This is a genomic window from Arthrobacter sp. PsM3, assembly GCF_030433895.1.
Lineage (GTDB): Bacteria > Actinomycetota > Actinomycetes > Actinomycetales > Micrococcaceae > Arthrobacter.
In genome coordinates, this window is the sequence record NZ_JARUXE010000028.1 from 39,663 (window position 1) to 61,823 (window position 22,161).

Consider the following 22,161-nt stretch of genomic DNA (forward strand, 5'->3'; position numbering starts at 1 on the left):
CGGTCCTAGGGGGTGCCAAAGCCGGCGTCGAGGAGGAGCTGCCGGCCTTCGGGTCCCGTGACCGCCGCGATGAAGGCGGCCGCAAGGTCCTTGTTCCTGCCGGTCCGCAGCGCTGCGACCGGATAGGTGTTGACGGCCTTGGCGGACTCGGCGAAGGGGATTTCCTTCACCTTGGAGCCGGCGGTCTTGACGTCTGTGACGTAGACCAGCCCGGCGTCGGCCTCTCCCGAGATGACTTTGCCCAGGACGTCGGTCACGGATGATTCCTCACTGACCGGCTTAAGCGTGGTGCCGGTTTCCTTCTCGACCGTCTTTGCGGCCGCGCCGCACGGCACCTGCGCCGCGCAGACGACGGTCTTGACGCCTGGCCGGGCCAGGTCGGCAAAGGAGGTGATGGCGGCGGGGTTGCCGGGCGGGACGGCGATGGTCAGCACGTTGCTGGCGAAGTCCCGGGGCGATCCCTCCACCAGCGAGGCGTCGGAGACCTTGGCCATGTTTTTGGCGTCGGCGGAGGCAAAGACATCCGCCGGTGCGCCCTGGCTGATCTGGGTGGCGAGGTCGGAGGAGCCCGCGAAACTGAGGGTCACGGTGGTTCCCGGGTGCGTTGCCTCGAACTGCTTGGCGAGCGCGGTGAAGGGGGCCTTGAGGGAGGCTGCGGCGAAGACGGTGACGGTCTTGGCCCCGGAGTCTCCGGAGGCCGCGCCGCCGTCGCCGGAGGCCGGGCCGCAGGCGGCGAGCGCCGCGGTCAGCGTTCCGGCAGCCAGCAGGGCAGCTGCCCTCCGGACGGCCCTCATATGGCGCCCTTGCCTTTGGGGGTTTCGATGATCACCGTGGTGGCTTTGACGACGGCGGTCGCAACCGAACCAAGTTCCAGGCCGAGTTCGCGCACGGCCTCGCTGCTCATCAGCGACACCACCCGGAACGGCCCGCACTGCAGTTCCACCTGCGCCATCACGGTGTCGGCCGTGATGGCGGTGACGAGCCCCACGAAGCGGTTGCGGGCCGAGCTCCCCGCTTTGGCCGGGTCATCCGGAAGCTGGGCCTGCTCCCGGGCGAGCCGGGCGAGTTCCAGCCCGTCCACAGCGAGCCGCCCGGCGTCGTCCCTGAGCGGGGTGAGGCTTCCGTTCTCGGTCCAGCGCCGGATCGTGTCATCGCTGACACCCAGCAGCCGGGCGGCCTCGGAAACGCGGATATTAGGCATAGGGAAACTATAATCCGCATTTGCGGTGCTTTGGCCTTGCTGAGTCCGCAGATTCGGACCCCTGATGCTCCGGGCCCTGCCGGTCCGTAGCCGTGTCCCCTAGCCCCGGCACCGCCGTCGGACTTAAAATTCCTGGGAGGGGTGGAGCCGCGGTCGCCGAGGAGCACCGCCGTGAAGTGGATTACACCTGTTGACCCTGGCTATGACGAGTCCAGGACACTGTTCAACGCCATGATCGACCGCCGGCCGGCGGTAATCGCCCCCTGCAGCACCCCCGCCGAGGTCGCCGGGGCCCTGCGCCACGCGAAGGACAACCACCTTGCCGTCGCGATCCGCGCCGGCGGGCACTCCGTGGCCGGCATGTCAATGAACGACGGCGGCCTCGTAGTGGACGTGCGCCCGATGAAATCCGCCAGGGTGGACCCCGAAGCGCGCACGGTCACGGCCGGCGCCGGCCTGACGTGCGGGGAGTTTGACCGGGCCACCCAGGAGCACGGACTTGCCCTCACCGGCGGCCGGGTCTCCACCACGGGTCTTGCCGGCTTCACCCTCGGCGGCGGCTCCGGCTGGCTGGAGCGGGCCTTCGGCTTTGCCTGTGATGACCTGATATCCGTGGACCTGGTCACCGCCGACGGGGACCAGGTGACGGCCAGCGCGACGGAAAACCCCGAACTGTTCTGGGCACTGCACGGCGGCGGCGGGAACTTCGGCGTCGCCACGTCCTTCACCTTTGGCCTGCACCGGCTCGGACCGACGGTCCACGCGGGCCTGATGCTGTGGCCGGGCGATGCGGCTGCCGAGGTAAGCCGCGGCTACCGGGAACTGGCACTCGCGGCGCCCAACGAGGAGTCCGCAACCATGGCATTCCTCACTGCCCCGCCCGAACCCTTCGTGCCTCCGGAGATGGTCGGCAAGATGGCGGCCGGCGTCGTCTACGTGTACGCCGGGGACACCGCGGAGGGTGCCGAACACGCCAAGCCCTACCGCGCGCTGGGCCCGGCCGTGGAACTCCTCGGGGACACCAGCTATGCCGATTTCCAGTGCTCCCTCGACGACCCGCCGGGCAAGTACAACTACTGGAGCGCGGACTACCACAACGAGCTTTCCGATGATGCCCTCGACGTGATCATCGACTCGGCCCGCAACCTGCCGGGTCCCAGTTCCCAGCAGCTGCTGGTCCACTGGGGCGGCGCGGTGGGAGGCGCCGGCGCGGCCACCACTCCGCTGCTGAACCGGAACGCCAGCTGGGTGACCCATCCCTTCGGTCTGGGCGACACTCCCCAGTGCGGGCAGGACGCGAGGACCTGGGTCAAAAGGTTCCGGCAGAACATCTCGCCCTACGCGACCGGCGGCGTGTGGCTGAACTTCATCGGTGACGAGGGCCAGGAGCGGGTCCGGTCAGCCTTCGGCGAGGAGAACTACAACCGGCTGGCCCGGGTGAAACGGGAGTTCGATCCGGAAAACATCTTCCGCGGCAACCAGAACATCCTGCCGGCCGCGTCCTGACCGCGGCCTGTCCCCCGGGCTTGCACCTCCGGCTGTGAGACGGTTGGTAAGAAACATGACCATCCGACAGCGGGAGACAAAACAGCATGGCCAGTCCGGAAGCGACAACCCCCTGGAGCGACAGCCTGGGCCGCGCCAGCATCAGGACCGCGCAGGTCCTCCTGCTGCTGGTCCTCGCAGTGGTGGTGGTCTATGCCCTGATCCAGGTGCGGCTCGTGGTGATTCCGGCGCTGCTGGCCCTGATCCTGGCCGCCGCGATCGCGCCCTTCGTCCACTGGCTGCGCCGCCGCGGCTGGCCCGGCACGGCCGCCACGACCTTCTCGTTCCTGGCGCTGCTTCTCGCGTTCGGGGCAGTGATCGCCGGCATCGTCTTCGCCGTGATGAGCCAGGCCGACGAACTCTCCAGCAAGGCCACGGAGGGCTTCGACCGGGTCTATGACTTCATCCGCACGGGCCCCATCCCGGTCGATGACCAGCAGATCCAGCAAGCGCGCGACGCCGTCGTCGACTTCGCCACCAGCAGCACCGTCGGCGCGGGCGCCATCTCCGGACTCAGCGCGGCCGGAAACTTCATCACCGGAGCCTTGCTCATGGCGGTGATCCTGTTCTTCTTCCTCAAGGACGGCGAGAGAATCTGGGCCTTCGTGCTGCGGGCGTTTAAGGGCGAGAACCTCGTGAAGGCACGCCGTGCCGGGGAACGCAGCCTCAGCGTGCTCGGCGGCTACGTGCGCGGAACCTCCATCGTGGCACTGGTCGATTCGTTCTTCATCGGCCTCGCGCTGGTAATCATGGGCGTCCCGCTCGCCCTGCCGCTCGCCGCGCTGACCTTCATCGGAGCCTTCATCCCGCTGATCGGCGCCACTCTGGCCGGCATCCTCGCCGCGCTCGTCGCGCTGGTCGCCAACGGGCCGCTCGCGGCCCTGATCGTCATCATCGTTGTCATCGTCGTGAACCAGCTGGAGGGCAACTTCCTGCAGCCCGTCGTGATGGGTCAGGCGCTCAACGTCCATGCCCTCGTTATCCTGCTGGCCCTCACCGCCGGCACCATCCTCGCCGGCATCATCGGCGCGATCCTTGCCGTTCCCCTCGTGGCCGTGGGCTGGGCCGCGATCAAGGCCTGGAACTCCGCGGGCACCATCACTGCCGAGGCCATCGCGGAGGCCGAGCAGGAAACCCGGCTCAATGAACAGGGCGAAGGCGTGCGCTCCAACCCGCACCGCGCCCGGACGCAGGACGAGGCGCAGTCCGAGGAGCAGCCCGACACCGTGGCCAGAGATGCCAGCCGGGGCTGATCCACGGCCGGATTAGACTTCCCCCATGGCCATCTACCTTGATCCTCCGCTCTGGCCGGCGCACGGAACACACTTCTCGCACCTGATCTCGGACACCTCACTGGAGGAACTGCACTCCTTCGCCGCGGTGGCGGGCATCCCGGAACGGGCGTTCGACGGCGACCATTACGACGTCGCCGAGGCCCGGTACAGCGCCCTTGTGGCGGCCGGGGCCGTCCCGGTGGAGGGGCGGATCCTGGTCCGCAAGCTGCTCGCCAGCGGCCTGCGGATCCCCGCCCGGCGGCGAAGCGGCTCACTCAAGCTCCCGCTGCTGACACGCTGGAATGACGTCCTCCCGGGCCACGATGGACTGTTCCTGGACCTGCTGGACCGCTGGGGCGAGGAGCACCGGAAATACCACGGCCGCACACACCTGCTGGCGGTCCTGGAGGCGCTGGACCTCCTCACCGGCCCCGCCGTTCCGCCGCGCACCGTGCTGCTCGCCGCCTGGTTCCACGACGCCGTGTACCGCGGCATCGCGGGGCAGGACGAGGAGGAGTCGGCCCGGCTCGCCGAGGACCGGCTGGCGCACGCGGGCCTTCCCGCGGCCGAGGTGGACGAGGTTGCCCGCCTGGTGCGGATGACGGCAGACCACCAGGCGGAGGCGGGGGACGAGGCCGCCGCCCTGCTCAGCGACGCCGACCTCTCCGTGCTGGGCGGGGAACCGGCCGCCTACGCCCGGTATCTGGCCGCCGTCCGGCAGGACTTTGCGCACATCGGCGACGACGACTTCGCCGCCGGACGCGCCGCCGTCGTCCGCCAGCTCCTGCAGCTGGATCCGCTCTTCCACACCCCGCGGGGCCGGGAGCTGTGGCTGGACGCGGCGCGGCGGAACCTGCAGCGCGAGCTCGGGTGAGCGGCGCCGGCACGGCGGAGGCGGCGCCCGGGCCGTACTCCGACAGCAACGCGGGGTCACTTAGCGCCCATAAATCCCCCCGGGATGGGCGCTAAGTGACCCCGCGTTGCTTGGGGTTGCCGGTGGATCAGGGGCTGCGGCGGAGGTGTTCGGCCAGCCGGTCGAAGGACTCGCGCCAGCCGACGCCCTGGCCATCGCGGTTGTCGATCGTGTCGAAGGGGCCCTGGCTGAACGTCATCCGGGTGCCGCCGTCGACCTCGTCCAGCTGGAAAGTCACCTCGGTTTCGAAGCCCCGGGTGCCGTCGGGCTTGTCCCAGGCATGGGTGAAGACGAAGAGATTGGGCGGTTCGATGTCCGTGTGGACGCCGCTCCACCAGTGCTCCGCCCCGGTGCTGTCCTGGACCATGCAGGCCCGGTAGAGGCCGCCGATCTCCAGGTCAGCGTCGATGCTCCCGCGGGGAGTGTGGAAGCCGCGCGGCCCCCACCATTCCACGGCCTGGTCCGGGTCCGTTAGGGCCGACCATACCCGCGCGATGGGGGCCTGGAATTCGCGGGTGATGACCAGCATGAGGTCCTCGGGCGGAGTGGGCGCCCCACCCTCGCCGGACGATGCCGGAACAACTGTTGCAGGCTCGGACATTGCGGTACTCCTCCTCAAGAACGGGCTAGTGGTAGGCCTTGCGGTAGGTCGCAAACGGCTTGTCACTCGGGACGATCTGTTTGCCCAGCGGCATGAGCGAGACCGGAATGAGCTTGAGGTTGGCGATGGCCAGCGGGATGCCAATGATGGTGATGGCCATGGCGAAAGCGGTGATCACGTGACCAATCGCGATCCAGATGCCGGCGACGAGCAGCCAAATGACGTTGCCCAGCAGGGAGAACACCCCGGCGCCGCCCGGGCGGTCCACCACGGTGCGCCCGAAGGGCCAGAGCGCATAGTTCGCGATCCGGAACGATGCGAGCCCCCACGGGATGGTGACGATCAGCAGACAGCAGATGATCCCGGCCATGAAGTAACCGAGCGCGAGCCAGAGTCCGCCAAAGAGCAGCCAGATGATATTCAGCAATGTCTTCATGGCACCATTCTCCCCCGCCGGACGCCGATCCGGGCTAGGGGTTCACCCTGATCATTTGCTGAAATACCTCCGGTGACGCTGGCGGAGGGCGGGCAGCTTTGCGAACGCACGGAAGGGCATAATACTTGGACCATGCCTGCACTCCTGAAGCTTGCGATGATTCTTGCCCTCGTCCTGCTGGCCGTCGTCGTTGCTGTGAAGGCTGCGCAGCTCCTGCTCTACGTGGGCCTTCTGGTCCTCGCCGGCTCCGGCGTCGCCTTCTTCCTGCGCCGCTCACGCGTCACGCGCTGACGCCGCAGCCCGGGACGCACAGATGACAAACATCGGGGATCTTCTGGGCCCCATTCTCGAAGTCATGACGTGGGTGGGTTTTGTCCTGGGCCTGCCGCTGCTGGGGTGGGGCTGGATATCCCGGCGGCGCCAATGCCTGTGGGCCGGAACCACCGGCAAAGTGATCAGCGCCGGCGGGTTCACGGGCTACAGCTGGACGGACCACCACGACGCCGATCACCGGTCCCTGCTGCCGGCGGCCGAGTCGCAGGGTCTGGTGGTCGGGGCCGACGTCGACCTCTTCTACGACGTGTGCCATCCGTCCCGCTGGGGACTCACGCCGCCAAAGCACGAGAATGCGGCCTGGATCCTGGGCTGGATCCTCACCGGGGTGGGGATCCTGTCCACGGTCGGCGGCTTCGTCCTGCTGCTCTTTTAGGCGGCGGTCTTCCCAGACGCCGGTCTTCCAAGCGCCCGGCCGCTTGCTAGGCCCGCTTGACCAGGGCTGCCTCGACACTGATCTTGACCTTGTCACTGACCAGCAGCCCGCCGGCTTCGAGCGCGGCGTTCCAGGTCAGGCCGAATTCCTTGCGGCTGATGTCCGCCTCCGCGCTGAACCCGGCGCGGGTGGCACCGAACGGGTCCACCGCGATGCCGGTGAACTCGACTTCCAGATCCACCGGCTTGGTGACGTCGCGGATCGTGAGGTCGCCGGTCAGCACATAGTCCTCGCCATCGCCTTTGATTCCCGTGGCGCGGAAGGTCATCTCCGGGTATTTTTCGACGTCGAAGAAGTCGGCGCCGCGGACGTGGGCGTCGCGGTTGGCATCGCCGGAGTCAAAACTGGCGGTCTTGATGCTGGCATGCAGGCTGGAGTCGGCGAGGGAATCGCCGACACGGGCCTCCGCCGCAGCCTCGTTGAAGCGGCCGCGGACCTTGCTGATGCCGGCGTGGCGGACGCTGAAGCCGACTTCGCTGTGGGACATGTCCAGAGTCCAGACTCCGGGGGTCAAACCTTCGGGCAGTGTCACTACGGTCTCCTTCGCGCGGGCGGCGGGCCAGGCCCGCCGCGTCATCGGGGTGGTCCCCCAAGGAGCCATGCTAGTCACGGCGCCGCGGCGCGGCTAGGGCTTTGCCGAACCCCCGCAGCGCCCGGGTTATCGAACCCCCGCGGCGCCCGGGTTACGCCGCCGGCTTCGGTGCCCAGCCGATCGCCGGGGCGATGTGCCGGACCACGGTGCCCAGCAGTTTGGCGTTGAAATCCACGCCGAGCTGGTTGGGGACGGTGAGCAGCAGGGTGTCAGCGGCCTGCACGGCGGCGTCGGCGGCCAGTTCTCCCGCAATGGCGTCAGGCTCGCCGACGTAGCTCCTGCCGAACCGGGCCACAAGCCCGTCGATCACCCCGATCTGGTCGCGCTTCTCTCGCAGGGCGCTGAGGCCGAAGAACCTCCGGTCCTCATCGTCGACGATCGGCAGGATGCTGCGGCTGACCGAAACGCGCGGCTCGTGCTGATGGCCGGCTTCGGCCCAGGCTTGGCGGAACATGCTGATCTGCTCGGCCTGAAGCTGGTCGAAGGGCACACCGGTGTCCTCGGTCAGCAGTGTGGAGCTCATCAGGTTCATGCCCTGTTCCGCGGTCCAGACCGCGGTGGCGCGCGAGCCCGCGCCCCACCAGATCCGTTCGCCGAGGCCCGCCGAATGCGGCTGCACGGGCAGCAGCCCTGATCCGCCGCCCGCGTAGCGCGGCTCGGCCTCAGCCATCCCGGCCCCCGAGATGGCGCGGCGGAACACCGCGGTGTGCCGCCGGGCCATGTCCGCGCCGGTCTCCCCGTCGGCCGGCACGTGGCCGAAAGCCGCGGCGCCGTCGCGGGCGGGTTCGGGTGAACCTCGGCTGATCCCCAGCTGCAGCCTTCCGCCGCTGATCAGGTCCGTCGCGGCGGCCTCCTCCGCCATGTACAGCGGGTTTTCGTAGCGCATGTCGATCACGCCGGTTCCCATTTCGATCTGGCTGGTCCGGGCGGCGACGGCGGCCAGCAGCGGGAACGGGGAGGCCTGCTGCCGGGCGAAGTGGTGCACACGGAAGTACGCACCGTCCACGCCCAGCTCCTCGGCGGCGACGGCCAGGTCGATGCCCTGCAGCAGGGCGTCGCGGGCTGTCCGGGTGCGGGAGCCCTCGCCGGGGCCCCAATGTCCGAAGGACAAGAATCCGATGCGCTTCATGTCAGGGGCAACACGGTGCGGACCGGCGGCATTCCTGCGCCGTGTTCAGGGCTTCGCGGCCGCGGATTTGGCCGCCGTCACAAAATCCCGGATTTTGGCCAGGTCCTTCACTCCGCGGGAGGATTCGACGCCGGAGGAGACGTCCACACCCCAGGCGCCGGCCTGCGAAGCGGCGACGGCGACGTTGCCGGGATCGAGCCCGCCGGCGAGCAGCCAGTGGCGCCCGGCCAGCCCCCTGTCACGGACCGAGGCGTAGTTCCAGGCCTCGCCGGAGCCGGGCACGGCGGCGTCGACCAGGAGCAGTTCCTCGCCCCAGTCCGCGAACGCCCCGGGTGCGGCGGACATGGTGACGGCGCGGATGAGCTTGAGTCCGGCGTCGTGCACGGTGCGCACGTCTGCCGGGCCCCGGTCGCCGTGGAGCTGGACCCAGCCCAGTCCGGCCTCGCGGGCCAGCGCGACGGCGGCTTCCGCGGCCTCATGCCGGAAGACGCCGACGGCGGGGATTCCCGCCGGGACGTCGGCCAGGAGTTCCCGGACCCGCCCGGGGGTCACTTCGCGGGGGCTGCGGGTGAGGACGAAGCCGACGGCGTCCGCCCCTGACTCGGCCGCGGCGCGGACCGACTCCGGGGTACTGAGCCCGCATACCTTGACGAACATTCGGCTCCTTCTGCAGTGTTTCCTGGCTCTGACGTTAGCAAGGTCCGTGGCAAGCCGGCGCCTCACCCGCCCCGAGGTGAGATTCGGCGCCCATGTTTGTCCGGAACATGGGCGCGAAGTCGGACCTCTGCGCCATCGGCAGCGGCATGGCCCCGCGACTACGTTCCCGGCCGGCGGATAGGGTGGAGGGATGGAGATCATCCGCTATGCCGAGCTGAAAGCCCAACCCTGGCGCAACGGCGGCGGGGTGACCCGCGAACTGGCCAGCCAGCCCGCGGCAACCGCCCCGCAAGGCAGCACCGGTCAGGACAGCACTGGTTCGGCGGGCGGCTGGGACTGGCGGGTGAGCATCGCCGAGATGTCCAAGGCGAGCGATTTTTCGGCGTTTCCCGGGATGGACCGGGTGCTCACCGTGGTCGAGGGCGAACTGCTGCTGCTGAGCGTCGACGGGGCCGAGCACCCGCTCGAGAAGTACCGCCCGTTCCGGTTCTCCGGCGACGCCGCTGCGGCCGGGGCATTGCCCACGGGCGACATCCGCGACCTGAACGTCATCACCCGCAACGGCGCCTTCAAGGGCTACACCTCCATCATTGAACTCTCGAAGAAGCGGGCGCACCCGGTGTTCGAGGGCCAGTTGGGGATCCTGCTTCAGGGCCAGGCCACCGTCAGCCCCGGTACCGCAGGCGACGAGCCGGGCACGCCGGCCGGTTCAGCAGCCGAAAAACCGCCGGCCAACGCAGCTGGGACGGGCGCAGCCGAGCCAAGGACGCTGGACCGCTATGACGCCGTCGTCGGTTCCGACAGTGCCACGCCGGAAGTCCTGGGCCGCGGCTTCCTGGCGGTCGTATCGATCGACCGCGTCGCGGACTAGCCTTCCTTCGCCTTCACGCGAGCAGCGCCGATCCCCACCGAGTCCTCTGAGAGCCGCTGCGCGAGCCAGATCGGCACAATCGAGACCACAATCAGCACAACGGCCACCACATTGACCACGGGCGCCTGATTGGGCCGGAAGAGGTTCTGCAGGATCCAGATCGGCAGGGTGGTGTCGCCGGCGCCGATGGTGAAGGTGGTCACGATGATCTCATCGAAACTCAGGGCGAACGCCAGCAGCCCGCCGGCCAGCAGGGCAGAGCGGAGCTGAGGGAAAGTGACCAGCCGGAACGTGGTGAACACGCCGGCGCCCAGATCGGCGGACGCCTCCTCCAGCCCGCCGTTCATCCGGCGCAGCCGCGCAATGACATTGTTGAACACCGTCACCATGCAGAAGGTGGCGTGCGCGATGACGACGGTCCACAGGCTCAGCGAGACGCCGAGGATGGTGGTGAACATGTTGTTCAGGGCGATGCCGGTCACGATTCCTGGCAGCGCGATCGGCAGGATCACGAGCAGGCTGATGACGTCCCGGCCGAAGAATTTGTAGCGCAACAGGGCCAGCGCCAGCAGCGTCCCCAGCACCAGCGAAATGATGGTCGAGACGGCCGCCACCCAGAGCGAGGACACCACGGCCCCACGGACGCCAGCGGAATCGAAGGCCCGCCCCCACCATTCCAGGGTCAGCCCCCGCGGCGGCCAGCCAAAGGTCCGGTCCGCGTTGAAGGAGTTCACCACCACCAGCAGCAGCGGCACGTAGATAAAGAGGAAAACCAGCACGGTGACGACGCCGAGGATGACTTTGGCGCTTCGGGAAAGTCTCATGGTGCTCCTGCCGGCCGCACGCGCAGTCCGGCGTCCATGCGCAGTCCGGTGTCCACCGGCAGTCGGGCGTCCACGGGCTGGGCGTCGTTCACAGGCTGTCCAGGGCGCCGGTGCGCCGGACGATGAAGAGATAGAGCGTGATGATCGCGATCGGCACCAGCGAGACCGCCGCGGCGAACGGCAGGTTGTTTGCGGCTCCAACGTTGGCGTACACCACGGTGCCGAGCATCTGGGTGGTGCCACCCACAATCTGGGCCGTGATGTAGTCCCCCAGCGAGAGCGAAAACGTGAAGATCGTCCCGGCGATGATGGAAGGGACCAGCAACGGGAGCATCACCAGCCGAACGGTGGTCAGCGGTTTTGCACCCAGGTCCCCGGAGGCCTCCAGCAGTGAATCGGGTACCCGGTCGAACCCGGCGTAGATCGGCAGGATCATGAACGGCAGCCAGATGTAGGACAGCGTCAGGATCACTGCCGTTTCGCCGTAGCCCGGGGACTGCAGCCCGATCGGCGCCCCCAGCCACTCCAGCAGCCCGCCGTCGGCGAGCACATTCCGCCAGGCGTAGGCCTTGACCAGATAGCTCGCCCACAGCGGCATCAGCACCGCCACCACCAGCAGCTTCTGCCAGCGGGCGCTGGCAACCTTGGCGATGAAGAACGCCATGGGCAGCGCAAGGACCAGGTCGATCACAGTCACCGCTACCGCGATCCACAGCGTCCGCAGGGTGATCCGCTGGTAGACCGGATCGGTCAGGACCGTCACCAGGTTGTCGGTCGTCCAGTCCGTGGACACCTTGCCGGTGAAGGTGTCCACGGTCCAGAACGCGGTAATCAGCAGCGCCGCCAGGGCGGCGATGTAGACGAGCACGAGCCAGCCGGCGGGGGCGGTGATCAGCCCCGCCAGCCGTAGCCTCGGCGAGCGGTGCAGCAGCGCCGAGAACCTGTTGGCTTTGGGCGGGGGCACTGCGGAAGCGGCCCGGGGCGCCCCGGGCGCCGGGTGCTGCGTCGGGAGTACCATCTCAGCCCTTGATTTCGGTCCAGGCCTTCGTCCATTCCGAGTAATCCGTGCATTTGACGTCCTTGCGGCCGTCCAGGCACTCGGCCACAGGAGTTGTCCAGTACCAGATCTTTTCGGCGTAGGCGGCATCACCGGAGTGGTAGGTCTCGCAGTGCGACTTGTCCTTGGTCAGCTCGCAGGCCTTGGCATTGGACGGGGATTCGCCAAAGTACTCCGCCACCTGGGCATTCACCTGGGGACTGGCGATGTAGTCGAGCCACTTGTACGCGCAGTTTGGGTTCTTGGTCTTGGCCCCGATCATCCAGGTGTCCGACCAGCCGGTGGCACCCTCCTGCGGAATGAGGGTGGCGACTTTGGCGCCGTCGGCCACGGCGATGTTCGCCCCCACCTGCCAGGTGGTGCCGACCACGGTGCTCCCGGAAGTGAAGGCCTGGACCTCCTTCACGACGTCGCTCCAGTACTCGCCGATGTGCGTGCGCTGCTGCTTGAGCAGACCGACGGCGGCGGCAAGCTGGTCCTTGTCGAGGGCATAGGGGTTCTTGATGCCCAGCTCCGGCTTGTGCGCCATCAGGTAGACGGCGGCATCGGCGATGTAGATGGGCGAATCGTAGGCGGTGACCTTGCCGGTGTTCTTGGCGGCGTCGTCAAACACCGCGCTCCAGGAGGTGGGCGCCGGGGTGACCTTGTCCGTGCTGTACATCAGCAGATTCGCGCCCCAGCCGTGGGGCATTCCATAGTTCGTGCCGTTGACGGTGTTCCAGGCTTTGTCCTTCAGGAACGGGTAGATATCGGGGTAGTTCTTCAGCAGGCTCATGTTGACCGGCTGGACGTCCTGGCCTGCGATCAGCCGCAGTGAGGCATCCCCCGACGCCGAGATGACGTCGTACTGTCCGGTGCGCATGAGCGTCACGGCCTCGTCGGAGGTGCCGAACGGCTTGAAGCTGACCTTGCACTGGGTCTCTTGTTCGAACGGATGCACCCAGTCCACCGCGGGGTCGTTACTGCCGTCCTCCACATACCCGGGCCACCCGAGGATGGACAGCTGGCCTTCACCGGCGCCGATCTCGGTCTTGACCGGTTGCGCCGACGGGGTGGCCGATCCCCCGCCGGTGGTGCCGCAGCCCGCCAATGCGAGCGCTGCCGCCGCAGCCACCCCGACCACGAGGGAGGCCCTGTTCTTTGATGCCATGATCCTTACCTTTCGTTGGGTGGGCGAACCGGGCTTTGCGCGCTTGAACGCAGGACCGAGGTTTCAGGAGCCGTGGGACGGCAGCCAGACGGCGGCGTCGTCGTCCCAGCTGACGGTGACGCGCCGTTCCAGCAGTTCCGCGTCGCCGCCGGGCAGCGTCTCCGGGACGAGCGCGACGACGGCGGGACCGTCGTCGAGCTGCACCCGCACCTGGGTGGCGTGCCCCACGTAGACCAGCGCAGTGACCGTTCCGGGGCAGGAGGTGACACCGGGGCGCGGTTCCGGGGCCCCGGCCCAGGACAGGCGCAGCCGCTCCGGCCGGATGCAGACCTGCTCCGCGCGGCCGTAGAGCTTCCGGGCGTGGGCGGCGTCGAAGATATTGGAGGTGCCGACAAAGTTGGCCACGAACGCTCCGCCGGGGCGCTCGTAGATCTCGTGCGCCGTGCCGATCTGCTCCAGGCTCCCGTTGTTGAAGACGCCGATCCGGTCGCTCATGGTCAGCGCCTCCTCCTGGTCATGGGTGACGAAGATGAAGGTGATGCCGAGCGAGCGCTGCAGTTCCTTCAGTTCCACCTGCATCTGCTGCCGGAGCTTCAGGTCCAGGGCGCCGAGTGGCTCATCCAGCAGCAGCACCTTGGGCTGGACCACCAGGGCCCGGGCCAGGGCCACACGCTGGCGCTGGCCGCCGGAGAGCTGTGCGGGTTTGCGGCCGACGAACTTCCCCAGCTGCACGCGATCGAGTGCCTCGCGGGCCCGCTCGTGGCGTTCCTTCCTGGGCATCCCCCGCACGCGCAGGCCGTAGGCGACGTTGTCCACGAGGGACATGTGCGGGAATAGGGCATAGTCCTGGAAGACGGTATTGAGGTCCCGTTCGAAGGGTGCCAGTCCGGTGACGTCCCTGCCCTCGAGCTCGACGCTTCCGGAGGTGGGCAATTCGAAGCCCGCGATCAGGCGCAGGACCGTGGTTTTGCCGGATCCTGACGGACCGAGCATGGAGAAGAACTCGCCCTGGCAGATGTCCAGGTCCACGGCGTTGACGGCGACGGTGTCGCCGAAGACTTTGGTGAGTTTCCGCAGCCGGATCGCCGGAACCGCGTCCGTTCCCGTCGGCCGGCCGGCGGCGAGCGTTTCGGTCATCGGGTGCGCCTAACTCCGTTGCCGGATCGTCTTAGATGCGACACAGCGGCGTGTGACCCAGGACACAACCGGCTGCTGGGCCAAATACTATTACTCCATAGGTTTTGTGTATAGACCCCCTCGAAAGCCCGGATTAGGATGGCAGCTACCGGGCGCAGGCAGCCCCCAGCGCCTGCTCCTGGATGCCAGGGAACGAAGCAGGAAACTGACAGGGAGGCCCGGATGCTGCCGACCCCACAGGGCGCCTCCCGGAGCCTGGCGGCCGTGTTCACGCCGATCAAATCCCGGGGCCTGGTGGACGAGGTGTGCGGGAGAATCGAACAGGCAGTGGAGACCGGACTGCTCACCGGCGGCCAGCGGCTGCCCAATGAAACGGAACTCGCCGCGGCGCTTGGCGTCTCTGCAGTGACCGCCCGGGAGGCGCTGTCGCAGCTGCGGACTTCCGGGATCATCCGCACGGTGCGGGGCCGCAGCGGCGGAAGCTTCATCGCTGACGATGTCTTTCCCTCCCCGGAACGCGCGCTGGACCAGTTGCGGGAGCTGACGCGGCTCCAGATCAGTGATCTGGGGCTGCACTACCAGGCCATTGCCGCCGCGTGCGCCGGCGTCGCGGCCCGGCGCTCCGACGCCACGGACATGGCCACCCTGCGTTCGTTCATCCCCCCGGAGGAAGCGGATCCGCTGCGCTGGAGGCTGGCCCTCTCCGAGTTCTTGCTCGAGGTGGCCGCGATTGCCCGTTCGGCCCGGCTGGCGCGGGAACTGATCCGCCTGCAGGCAGAGCTGGGCGCGCTCACGCTGCTGCCGTGCGCCGACTCCGGATACCGCACAGGGAGCGCCGGGCTCCTCGCGGAGGTCGCGGCCGCCGTCGAGTCCCACCAGCCGGCAGCGGCCGAAGCGTCCGTGAAGGCCCTGATCGTGGCCACCACGGACTGGCTCTTGAATGAGCAGTCCAGGCGCTCCATCCCACCCGTTCCCTCGAGCTAAGGCGGAGACCCTTTGTCTGAAGCCACCACCGCCGCGGACGCCACCGCCCTGGCCGCCGCCGCGGAAATCGATGCCGCCGTCACCGGCATCGAGGACAGGCTCACGGCCTGGGCGGCAGAGACGGGAACCGCATTGGCGGCCCTCTCCGCACGGGTCACCGGCGGCGCCGTGGACAAGCTCATCCGGCCGGTGGTCGAGGAACTGGTCCGGCGCCTGGGGGATACGCCGCCGGCGCGGGCTTCCTGGCCAACGCTGGGCTGCTGGGTCCGGAACGCAGCTACATCGCCTGGTGGCAGGGCGAGGAGCTGGAGCATGTGGACGCCCTCGCCAACTTCAGCCCCAACTCCATCAGCCGCTACGTGAAATCCGAGTGGTTCCGGATCCCGGTGGAAACCGGGCAGGCCCACGTGGCCGGGCCGTACGTGGATTTCCTGTGCACCGACGAATACGTCCTGACCTTCACGCACCCGGTCTTCAGCCGTTCGGAGGGCCCGGTCGCCGGCATTGTCGGGATGGACGTCACCGTGCAGCGGCTGGAACGCGGCGCCCTGACCGCCCTGCGCCGGATCGGGGAACGGGCCACACTGGTGAACGCCGACGGCCGCGCCATCGTCTCGGCGGCCCCGGACATCGCCGCCGGGGATCTCGCGGCCGCCGGCGAGGGCTGCCGGGTGTATTCCGTAGGACGGAAATTCCGGATCTGGAGCGGGGCCCCGGCAATCTGACCCGCGGGCCCGGGCCGGGGTTCGCCTCCCCGCAGGAGCGTTGCTAGGCTAAAACCAAGGCCCCTTCCCCGGGAGCCTCCGGACGACGGATCAGTACCCGGCACGCGACAAGACTGGCCACAGGAGCAGTCATGTCGTGGTTGATTCTTATACTTTCCGGGTCGCTGGAGGCCGTCTGGGCCGCAGCCCTGCACCGGACCTCGCAGGCCACGGGCCGCCGCCGGATTGCGCCGGCCGCCCTCTTCCTCGTCTCCGTGCTGGCCAGCACCGGCGGCCTCGCGGTCGCCATGCAGTCCATCCCGACCGGCACCGCCTACGCGGTCTGGGTGGGCGTGGGCGTGGTGCTGACGTCCGCCTACGCCATGATCAGCAAAGTTGAACCCGCCAGCGCGGCGCGGATCCTGCTGCTCGGCGGGATCCTCGCCTGCGTGGCCGGCCTGAAGCTGGTGGGGTGACCATGGCCGCGAACCGCATGCCGAAATCGGCCAGCCAGGCGACGGCACAGACACTGGCTTGGCTCATCCTGCTCGCCTCCGCTGTGCTCGAGGCGGTCTGGGCCACCGCACTGGGGCTCTCCGACGGCTTCACCCGGCCGCTGCCCACTCTCGTGTTTGCGCTGACCGCGACCCTGAGCATGGTGGGGCTGGGTCTGGCCGTCAGGAGCATCCCGCTCGGCACTGCCTACGCCGTCTGGGTGGGAATCGGCGCAGCGCTGACGGTCGGCTGGGCAATGGCGACCGGCGTCGAGCCTGCCAGTCCGCTGAAACTGCTGTTCATCGCGGGGATTGTGGGCTGCGCGGCCGGCCTGAAGCTGCTGCCCGCCCGGGAACCCGTGCCGTCCCCGCCCGGTCAGTCCGCGCCGGGACCGGGCATCCGGTAGGAGCTGCGGAATACACCGGCGCGGGCAGAGGTTGGGGGTAGGAAACAGCGAATGGAGACTCCAATGAATACTGCGAAAGTCCGGCTCGGCGACGGCCTCATGGTCAGCCCCCTGGGGTTCGGCGGCATGGCCCTGACCCCGGTGTATGGGGAAGTGGATCCGGCCGAGGCCCTGCGGACCCTGCACCACGCGGTGGATGCCGGAGTCAGCTTCATCGACACGGCGGACATCTACGGCGGAGGCAGCAATGAGGAGCTGATCGGCCAGCTCCTGAAGGACCGCCGCGGCGAAGTGCAGCTGGCCACAAAGTTCGGCCTGGTGGGCACGCCGTCCACCGGCTACTCGGACATCCGGGGCGACGCCGCGTATGTGCGGGAGGCCGTCGACCGCAGCCTGAAACGCCTCGGCACCGACACCATCGACCTGTACTACATGCACCGCCGTGACCTCCGCGTTCCGATAGTGGAAACCGTGGAGGCCATGGCGGGGCTGGTGCAGGCCGGCAAGGTGCGGCATCTTGGCCTGTCTGAGGTGACGGCCGAGGAGCTGCGTGAAGCCAGCAGCGTCCACCCGATCGCCGCGGTCCAGAGCGAATGGTCCATCTGGAGCCGCGATGTGGAACGCAATGTTGTTCCTGCCGCAGCCGAGCTTGGGGTGGGTTTTGTGCCCTATTCGCCGTTGGGCCGGGGATTCCTCACCGGCACCGTGGACGCGTCAAAGCTGGGCAGCAACGACTTCCGCCGCAACATCCCCCGCTTCGCCGAGACGGCGATGGACGCCAACCAGGAGGTGGTTGCCGCGGTGCGGTCCGTCGCGGCGGAACTTTCCTCCGCCGGGCAGGCTACAACTCCTGCCCAGGTCGCCCTGGCCTGGCTTCTGGCGCACGGCCGGAGGCTGGGACTGCCCGTGGTCCCCATCCCCGGCACCCGCAAGGCAGACCGGATCGACGAGAACCTGGGAGCCCTGGCGCTCGAGTTCACCCCGGAGCAGCTCGGGAAACTCGACGCCGCTGGGGACGCCGTCGTCGGCTCCCGCTCCGCGGACCCCAACTGGGTGTCCGAGGGCCGTGAATGACCGCGTCCGTAGACTGAAGCCCATGGACTCGCTCATTCACTCGTTACGTGACATCACCATCCGCCGGATTTCGGTCGGCGAGATGGACAACAACGTGTATCTGCTCACCAGCAAGGCCTCGGGCGCGCAGCTCCTGATCGATGCGGCCGATGATCTGGCCGCCATCCAGGGGCTGCTTGCCGAGGCCGCCGCGGATACCTCCGCGACGCTGAAGCTGGCGCTGGTCGCCACCACCCATCAGCACTGGGACCACGTCCGTGCACTGCCGGGCCTGGTGGCCGCTACCGGGGTGAAGACGGCCGCCGGGGCGGAGGACGCCCCGGAGCTGCCGGTGCCGGTGGATGTGCTGATGGACCACGGGGACGTCGGCAACTTCGACGGCTTCAACGTGACGGCAGTGCACCTGCGCGGCCATACCCCGGGCTCGATCGCCCTCGTGTACCAGGACCCGGAGGGCCCGGCGCACATTTTCTCCGGCGACTCGCTGTTTCCCGGCGGCGTGGGCAACACCCAGAAGGATCCGGAGCGGTTCGCCCAGCTGATCAGCGATGTCAGCGAGCGGCTGTTCGACGTGTATCCGGATGACACTGTGGTGCACCCGGGCCACGGGAAACCGACCACCTTGGGCGCGGAACGCCCGCACCTGGCGGAATGGCGCGCCCGCGGCTGGTAGCTGGCGCTGCGCTTTGTGCATGGCGCTGCGGTTCGTGCATTGCGCGGCGCTTGGTGCATTGCGCTGCACTTCGTCGTCCGCGCTGCGCGAAATGCCGGTCGCTGCGGAATTCCCGTAGCGTCCGGCATTTCGCGTAGCGCGAGCTACTTTGCGTAGCGGAAAACCAAAACCTTAGCGGCTGCGGCGTTCGTTCGACGCCGGGGCGGACGCGCGGCGGGGGCCGCCGCTGCGTGCCGGACGGCCTTCGCTGGAGCGGCCGTTGCCGCCACCTGCGTAGGATCCGCCCGAGGTGCCGCCGGTGTTGGAGGACCAGACGGCCGCGTTGGAGCCGGTCTTGGCGCCGGCAGCTGCACGCTGGCCCGTTGCCGGACGTCCGCCACGCTGGCCGCCCGTTGCGCCGCCCGTGCGGGGAGCGCCGCCCGTGCGGGGTGCGCCGCTGCGGGGAGCCGAAGCGCCCCGGGCGTCGCTGCGTCCTTCTGCGGCGCGGCCGTCGGAACCGCGGCCGGCCGAAGCGCGGCCGCCTGCAGCCGGAACATCGTTGCGGTGCGTGCCGTACGAGGTGGAGCGGCTGCGGACGCTGCGGCGCTCGGCGCGCTCGGCATCCTGCCGGTCCTCATTGCGCTCGATGACGCGCTCTGCGGCGTTGCGCGCGGCAGCCTGGCCCTCGTAGGCCACGGCACGGCGCTCGGCACGGGGAAGGTCGGTGCGGGGAGCCTCGGCTCCGACGCGTCCGCGTCCGCCACGGCCGCCCCGACCACCTGCGGTGGGTGCAGCCTGGGTGGTTCGGCGGGCCCGCTTGCGCTCCGCGTTGGCGCCGGTGGAGCTGCCGCCGCCCTGGTTGGACTTGGCGGCCAGGAGCGCGGCCCGGGTGCGCGGATCGATCTTGTCGGCCATTTCGCCGACCAGTTGTGCAACCAGCGGCGAGTTCGCGGTGACGCGCTCGAAGTTGACGTCGACGCCGGCAGCCTTCATGAGCTTCTTGACGTCCGACTGCTGCTCCGGCAGGGTCAGCGTGACGACGGTGCCATCGGAGCCGGCGCGGGCGGTACGGCCCGAGCGGTGCAGGTAGGCCTTGTGCTCCGTGGGCGGATCCACGTGGATGACCAGTTCGACGTCGTCGACGTGGACGCCGCGGGCGGCAACGTCGGTGGCGACCAGGACGCGGACCTCGCCGGAGGAGAACTCGGCCAGGTTGCGGTCACGGGCGTTCTGCGACAGGTTGCCGTGCAGGTCGACGGCGGGGATACCGGCGTCGGTCAGGGTCTTCGCCAGCTTGCGGGCGTGGTGCTTGGTGCGCATGAAGAGCACCCGGCGGCCGGCACCCGAGGCAAGTTCGACGATCAGCTGCTTCTTGACGGTCTGGTCGTTGACGACGAGCACGTGGTGTTCCATGGTGGTCACCGCGGCCTGTGATTCATCCACGGCGTGGGTCAGCGGGTTGGACAGGTAGCGCTGGACGATCTTGTCCACGCCGTTGTCCAGGGTGGCGGAGAACAGCATGCGCTGACCCTGGCTGGGGGTCATGTCCATGAGCTTCTTGACCACGGGAAGGAAGCCGAGGTCGGCCATGTGGTCGGCCTCGTCCAGGACGGTGATCTCGACACCTTCGAGGGTCAGGACGCGCTGGCGGATCAGGTCCTCCAGGCGGCCCGGGCAGGCGATGACGATGTCGACGCCGGCGCGCAGCGCCTTTTCCTGGCGGGCCTGGGAAATGCCGCCATAAATAACGGTCGTGTTCAGGCCCATGGCCTTGGCCATCGGCTCGATGGTCGCGTTGAGCTGGGTGGCCAGCTCGCGGGTCGGTGCGAGGACCAGGCCCATCGGGCGGCCGGGCTTGCGGAAGTGCTTGGCTTCCCGCTCAGCGAGTCGTGCTACAAGCGGGATGGCGAAGGCAATCGTCTTGCCGGAGCCGGTGCGGCCGCGGCCCAGGACGTCGCGTCCTGCCAGGGTGTCCGGCAGGGTCTTGACCTGGATGGGGAACGGTTCCAGGATCCCCTGGGCGGTGAGGGTGTCGGCGAGAACCTTGGGCGTGCCGAGGGCAGCAAAAGTAGTCATATGTTTCAAAGGTCTTTCAGGCGGTATCCATGCGGATATCGGCCCCCGGTGCCGGTTGGCCCAGGGGTTCGCCGAAGAAAAGTCAGGTGATCAACCGGCCAGCTGCCATTTAAGGCGGAGGCCAGGACCAAATAGAACGCGTTCATCGACGCAGGATGTGCCTCTCACATGAAAAAGTCCCACTCCCTGCGGGCGGATTCCGGAGGGAATCCAGCAGGGGAACCGGTTGATGAACCGGACCGATCATTCAAGACCAAAGTGGGCATCACTGCACATCAAGTTCCCTCAGTCTATCATCCGGCGGGGCCTCTGGCGATTTCTCCCGCTCAGGGCACCAGGCTGGGCGCCTGGAACAGCGGGACGTGCGACGCCAGCACCCTGGCCGGCGGGGCGTCCGGCGCCGGGCGCCCGGGGACCCGGTTTGCGGCCGCCGGAGCGTGCATGGGGGCCACCGCGAGCGTGGCGTCGGGACCGCGCGTGCCCCCGGAACCGTGCGTGGCTGCCGGGACCGCCACCCGCAGGATTACCAGCGCCTCGGCGTCAATCAGCCTCCGGGTTCCGGTCTTCTCATCCAGGATCCAGAACAGGTCCGTGGCCGCGACGGTCCGGATCACCTCGCCCCGGTGGAAGAGTTTGCCGTTATGCCATGCCTCGATCTGATCCCCCACCGACAGCTCCTCACACGATTGAACCTGCCGCGCATCTTCTGCAGTCATGGCCTGATCCTTCCCCGGATTCGGATTCACCCCAGTGTCATTCCGCTCTCCGGCTCCAGACTCCACCACCGAGGTTTCGGGAGCGTTTCCGTGCCGTAATCTTCGTGTGTCCAGTTCCGGGCGCAGCCGATTTACTGGTGTCGCCCGGAGCCTTCCCCTGCCATGATGGGGAACGACCCGCCACCCCACGACCCCCAAGGACAACGATGACGGAGCACGAGCACCGCGAAGACAACGACAGCAACGCCAGTGCGGCCCACGTCTGGGACGAGAAGTACCGCAGCCGGGCCAGGATCTGGAGCGGCGAGCCGAATCCGCAGCTGATCGCCGAGGCCGCCCCCCTGCCCCCCGGGACGGCCCTGGACCTGGGTTGCGGCGAGGGCGCGGACGCCATCTGGCTCGCCAGCCGCGGCTGGAAAGTCACCGCGCTCGACGTCTCCGCCGTCGCGCTGGAACGGGCCAAAGCGCATGCGCAGGAGCGCGGGCAGGTCGGGAACATCACGTGGGTGCAGCAGGATCTGGCCACCTGGGTTCCCGGGGAGCTCTTCGATCTGGTCACGGCCCAGTTCCTGCATTCCACCGTGATGCCCTGGCAGCAGGCCCTGCAGCTGGCCGCCGCCGCGGTGCGGACCGGAGGAGCGCTGCTGATCGTAGGCCACCACCCGGACGGGCTGCCGCCGTGGAGCGAGCACCACAATCACGCGGAGAGGTTCTACACAGCCGAGCAGCTGGCCGATGAGCTGGGGATCGAGGCGCCAGAGTGGCGGCTCGACGTCGTCGCCACCCGGCACCGCAGCGCCACCGGACCCGACGGCGAGGCCGCCGCGCTGACGGATGCGGTGCTGCGCGCCACCCGGCTCGCCGCCCACTAGGCCGGCCGACGCACCGGGGGGTCCCA

The 22,161-nt window shown here is 68.6% G+C and carries 27 protein-coding genes and 1 riboswitch; of the genes, 14 read left to right on the forward strand and 13 right to left on the reverse strand.

Annotated features, from left to right (window positions below; translation table 11 throughout):
• Window positions 1–5: 5 nt before the first annotated feature.
• Both modA and QCD75_RS15165 read right to left on the reverse strand, forming a co-directional pair.
• Complete coding sequence (gene modA, locus QCD75_RS15160; RefSeq protein ID WP_301230022.1) at window positions 6–794, reverse strand: molybdate ABC transporter substrate-binding protein; 789 nt, start codon at window positions 792–794, stop codon at window positions 6–8.
• Window positions 791–1,201 carry a TOBE domain-containing protein gene (locus QCD75_RS15165; RefSeq protein WP_301230024.1) on the reverse strand — a complete coding sequence of 137 codons (411 nt, stop codon included), beginning with the start codon at window positions 1,199–1,201 and terminating at the stop codon, window positions 791–793. Before QCD75_RS15165 ends, modA begins: the two co-directional genes overlap by 4 nt.
• Window positions 1,202–1,372: 171 nt before the next feature.
• Between QCD75_RS15165 and QCD75_RS15170 the strand changes: the two genes are divergently transcribed.
• From QCD75_RS15170 to QCD75_RS15180, 3 genes are all read left to right on the forward strand, one after another.
• A complete protein-coding gene (locus QCD75_RS15170) occupies window positions 1,373–2,707 on the forward strand; it encodes an FAD-binding oxidoreductase (protein WP_301230026.1) in 1,335 nt (444 codons plus the stop codon).
• Window positions 2,708–2,793: 86 nt separating this feature from the next.
• Window positions 2,794–3,999, forward strand: a complete 1,206-nt coding sequence (locus QCD75_RS15175; protein ID WP_301230028.1) for an AI-2E family transporter — start codon at window positions 2,794–2,796, stop codon at window positions 3,997–3,999.
• Window positions 4,000–4,024: 25 nt separating this feature from the next.
• Complete coding sequence (locus QCD75_RS15180; RefSeq protein WP_301230030.1) at window positions 4,025–4,894, forward strand: DUF4031 domain-containing protein; 870 nt, start codon at window positions 4,025–4,027, stop codon at window positions 4,892–4,894.
• Between the two features lie 127 nt (window positions 4,895–5,021).
• Here the strand turns inward: QCD75_RS15180 and QCD75_RS15185 are convergent, their stop codons facing one another.
• Both QCD75_RS15185 and QCD75_RS15190 read right to left on the reverse strand, forming a co-directional pair.
• Complete coding sequence (locus tag QCD75_RS15185; protein WP_301230032.1) at window positions 5,022–5,534, reverse strand: SRPBCC family protein; 513 nt, start codon at window positions 5,532–5,534, stop codon at window positions 5,022–5,024.
• 25 nt (window positions 5,535–5,559) lie between these two features.
• Window positions 5,560–5,970, reverse strand: a complete 411-nt coding sequence (locus QCD75_RS15190) for a YccF domain-containing protein (protein WP_301230034.1) — start codon at window positions 5,968–5,970, stop codon at window positions 5,560–5,562.
• A gap of 132 nt (window positions 5,971–6,102) precedes the next feature.
• On the opposite strand from QCD75_RS15190, the gene QCD75_RS15195 reads away from it, so the two are divergent.
• Window positions 6,103–6,261 carry a hypothetical protein gene (locus tag QCD75_RS15195; protein WP_301230036.1) on the forward strand — a complete coding sequence of 53 codons (159 nt, stop codon included), beginning with the start codon at window positions 6,103–6,105 and terminating at the stop codon, window positions 6,259–6,261.
• A gap of 22 nt (window positions 6,262–6,283) precedes the next feature.
• Window positions 6,284–6,679: a hypothetical protein gene (locus QCD75_RS15200; RefSeq protein ID WP_301230038.1), complete on the forward strand. Its 396-nt coding sequence runs from the start codon at window positions 6,284–6,286 to the stop codon at window positions 6,677–6,679.
• Between the two features lie 46 nt (window positions 6,680–6,725).
• Here the strand turns inward: QCD75_RS15200 and QCD75_RS15205 are convergent, their stop codons facing one another.
• The 3 genes from QCD75_RS15205 to QCD75_RS15215 form a co-directional block, all read right to left on the reverse strand.
• Entirely contained in the window at window positions 6,726–7,271 is a 546-nt protein-coding gene (locus tag QCD75_RS15205; protein ID WP_301230040.1) for a YceI family protein, read from the reverse strand.
• A gap of 151 nt (window positions 7,272–7,422) precedes the next feature.
• A complete protein-coding gene (locus QCD75_RS15210; protein ID WP_301230042.1) occupies window positions 7,423–8,460 on the reverse strand; it encodes an LLM class flavin-dependent oxidoreductase in 1,038 nt (345 codons plus the stop codon).
• Window positions 8,461–8,505: 45 nt separating this feature from the next.
• A complete protein-coding gene (locus tag QCD75_RS15215; RefSeq protein WP_301230044.1) occupies window positions 8,506–9,117 on the reverse strand; it encodes a phosphoribosylanthranilate isomerase in 612 nt (203 codons plus the stop codon).
• A gap of 190 nt (window positions 9,118–9,307) precedes the next feature.
• Here QCD75_RS15215 and QCD75_RS15220 point away from each other — a divergent pair, with 190 nt between their 5' ends.
• Entirely contained in the window at window positions 9,308–9,988 is a 681-nt protein-coding gene (locus tag QCD75_RS15220) for a HutD/Ves family protein (RefSeq protein ID WP_301230046.1), read from the forward strand.
• Here the strand turns inward: QCD75_RS15220 and QCD75_RS15225 are convergent.
• The 4 genes from QCD75_RS15225 to QCD75_RS15240 form a co-directional block, all read right to left on the reverse strand.
• Window positions 9,985–10,812, reverse strand: coding sequence for an ABC transporter permease (locus tag QCD75_RS15225; RefSeq protein WP_301230048.1), 828 nt, complete (start codon window positions 10,810–10,812; stop codon window positions 9,985–9,987). The genes QCD75_RS15220 and QCD75_RS15225 overlap by 4 nt on opposite strands.
• Before the next feature lie 88 nt (window positions 10,813–10,900).
• The gene (locus QCD75_RS15230; RefSeq protein WP_367400659.1) at window positions 10,901–11,776 is read right to left on the reverse strand and encodes an ABC transporter permease; all 876 of its coding nucleotides are present in this window, start codon (window positions 11,774–11,776) and stop codon (window positions 10,901–10,903) included.
• A 55-nt stretch (window positions 11,777–11,831) separates the two neighbouring features.
• Complete coding sequence (locus QCD75_RS15235) at window positions 11,832–13,019, reverse strand: ABC transporter substrate-binding protein (RefSeq protein WP_301230052.1); 1,188 nt, start codon at window positions 13,017–13,019, stop codon at window positions 11,832–11,834.
• A gap of 63 nt (window positions 13,020–13,082) precedes the next feature.
• Window positions 13,083–14,156 carry an ABC transporter ATP-binding protein gene (locus QCD75_RS15240; protein WP_301230054.1) on the reverse strand — a complete coding sequence of 358 codons (1,074 nt, stop codon included), beginning with the start codon at window positions 14,154–14,156 and terminating at the stop codon, window positions 13,083–13,085.
• Window positions 14,157–14,378: 222 nt separating this feature from the next.
• Here QCD75_RS15240 and QCD75_RS15245 point away from each other — a divergent pair, with 222 nt between their 5' ends.
• The 7 genes from QCD75_RS15245 (at window position 14,379) to QCD75_RS15275 (ending at window position 18,492) form a co-directional block, all read left to right on the forward strand.
• Window positions 14,379–15,140 (forward strand): FadR/GntR family transcriptional regulator, encoded by a 762-nt coding sequence (locus tag QCD75_RS15245; RefSeq protein ID WP_301230055.1) that lies wholly within the window; start codon window positions 14,379–14,381, stop codon window positions 15,138–15,140.
• 12 nt (window positions 15,141–15,152) lie between these two features.
• Entirely contained in the window at window positions 15,153–15,503 is a 351-nt protein-coding gene (locus tag QCD75_RS15250; protein WP_301230056.1) for a hypothetical protein, read from the forward strand.
• Entirely contained in the window at window positions 15,455–15,865 is a 411-nt protein-coding gene (locus QCD75_RS15255) for a PDC sensor domain-containing protein (protein WP_301230058.1), read from the forward strand. The genes QCD75_RS15250 and QCD75_RS15255 overlap by 49 nt, the downstream gene beginning before the upstream one ends.
• A gap of 55 nt (window positions 15,866–15,920) precedes the next feature.
• Window positions 15,921–15,987, forward strand: a riboswitch (guanidine-III (ykkC-III) riboswitch).
• Between the two features lie 9 nt (window positions 15,988–15,996).
• A complete protein-coding gene (locus QCD75_RS15260) occupies window positions 15,997–16,320 on the forward strand; it encodes a DMT family transporter (protein ID WP_301230060.1) in 324 nt (107 codons plus the stop codon).
• Between the two features lie 2 nt (window positions 16,321–16,322).
• Window positions 16,323–16,745, forward strand: coding sequence for a DMT family transporter (locus QCD75_RS15265; RefSeq protein ID WP_301230062.1), 423 nt, complete (start codon window positions 16,323–16,325; stop codon window positions 16,743–16,745).
• 63 nt (window positions 16,746–16,808) lie between these two features.
• Window positions 16,809–17,819 carry an aldo/keto reductase gene (locus QCD75_RS15270; RefSeq protein ID WP_301230064.1) on the forward strand — a complete coding sequence of 337 codons (1,011 nt, stop codon included), beginning with the start codon at window positions 16,809–16,811 and terminating at the stop codon, window positions 17,817–17,819.
• Between the two features lie 22 nt (window positions 17,820–17,841).
• Window positions 17,842–18,492, forward strand: coding sequence for an MBL fold metallo-hydrolase (locus QCD75_RS15275; RefSeq protein ID WP_301230066.1), 651 nt, complete (start codon window positions 17,842–17,844; stop codon window positions 18,490–18,492).
• Window positions 18,493–18,663: 171 nt separating this feature from the next.
• Here the strand turns inward: QCD75_RS15275 and QCD75_RS15280 are convergent, their stop codons facing one another.
• Together QCD75_RS15280 and QCD75_RS15285 are read right to left on the reverse strand one after the other, a co-directional pair.
• Window positions 18,664–20,547 carry a DEAD/DEAH box helicase gene (locus QCD75_RS15280; RefSeq protein ID WP_301230068.1) on the reverse strand — a complete coding sequence of 628 codons (1,884 nt, stop codon included), beginning with the start codon at window positions 20,545–20,547 and terminating at the stop codon, window positions 18,664–18,666.
• A gap of 326 nt (window positions 20,548–20,873) precedes the next feature.
• Window positions 20,874–21,263, reverse strand: coding sequence for a hypothetical protein (locus QCD75_RS15285; protein ID WP_301230070.1), 390 nt, complete (start codon window positions 21,261–21,263; stop codon window positions 20,874–20,876).
• A gap of 206 nt (window positions 21,264–21,469) precedes the next feature.
• Between QCD75_RS15285 and QCD75_RS15290 the strand changes: the two genes are divergently transcribed.
• Window positions 21,470–22,135, forward strand: coding sequence for a class I SAM-dependent methyltransferase (locus QCD75_RS15290; RefSeq protein ID WP_301230072.1), 666 nt, complete (start codon window positions 21,470–21,472; stop codon window positions 22,133–22,135).
• Window positions 22,136–22,161: the final 26 nt, after the last annotated feature.